This window comes from Flavobacterium sp. SOK18b, from assembly GCF_014156605.1.
GTDB lineage: Bacteria > Bacteroidota > Bacteroidia > Flavobacteriales > Flavobacteriaceae > Flavobacterium > Flavobacterium tiangeerense.
In genome coordinates, this window is sequence record NZ_QKNZ01000174.1 from 1 (window position 1) to 873 (window position 873).

At 25.8% G+C, this 873-nt stretch carries 2 protein-coding genes; both read right to left on the reverse strand.

The window, feature by feature from the left end; all coding sequences use genetic code 11:
* The coding region (locus DNC80_RS15735; protein WP_182652027.1) for a hypothetical protein at positions 1-355 on the reverse strand (355 nt) is incomplete at its 3' end.
* Positions 336-873, reverse strand: a 538-nt coding sequence (locus tag DNC80_RS15740) for a nucleoid-associated protein (RefSeq protein WP_182652028.1), incomplete at its 5' end; no start/stop codon positions are given. The genes DNC80_RS15735 and DNC80_RS15740, both read right to left, overlap by 20 nt.

An 873-nucleotide genomic window follows, 5' to 3' on the forward strand; every position in this document is an offset into this window, starting at 1 on the left:
CTTCTGAATAATAATCATTTTCAGCAATGTAGAATAACTCACTTTTTAATTTAAACTTATTACCATTTAGAAAATCATTTACCGTTTCAAAATAGCAATTAATATTCCCTGTTCTTATGTCCAAATAAACTTGTTGGTTGATAAAATTAGGAATGTCCTCCTTCATTATACTCTTCATTTCATTTGGTTCACCAACGCTTAGTATATCGATTATTTCACTATCAAGCAATGAATCAAAATATTCAATATTTGTTTCAGTAATAACAAGGAAACCTATTGTAGAAATTGAATCAGCACTTTGTAAATCTATAAGTCTTCTAACCTGAACTACACTATCAAGAAGTTTTTTCATCATCAAAAGCTANNTCTGGAACATCGTTGATAATAATTTGATTACCTATGTGTGTTATTTTATTTGTTTTAATCAATGATTTATCAAAAAACAACGTATATCCTTTTTCAACAATTTTAGTTCTAACAAAAGAATCAAAATCAGTTTTTCTATGAATAGCAATTTTACCACTAACTTCTAGTTCTTTTTCTTTTATGAAATCTAAAAAAGCCTTTGGTTCTTGGTCATTAATAAGAGAGGAAATAGACTCTAATTCAGCATCTTTTTTTTGATCAAAACAAACATCGAAATAGGCTTTAAATTTGTCTTTAATTTTATCTTTTTCTAATGCTTTTATATTTTTTTCAATAAAATATCTATTTGTAGCATCCTTTAGCTTATCAAAATTTTCTTTTGAAGAAGTAATGTCAGTAGAGCCAATAAATTTAATAAAGTAATTGGAAACTGCTCTTGTTCCTTTAATAAACGATAGGTATAAAATATCTTTATCTTGCCATCTTTTAATATTTAATCTATTAGCT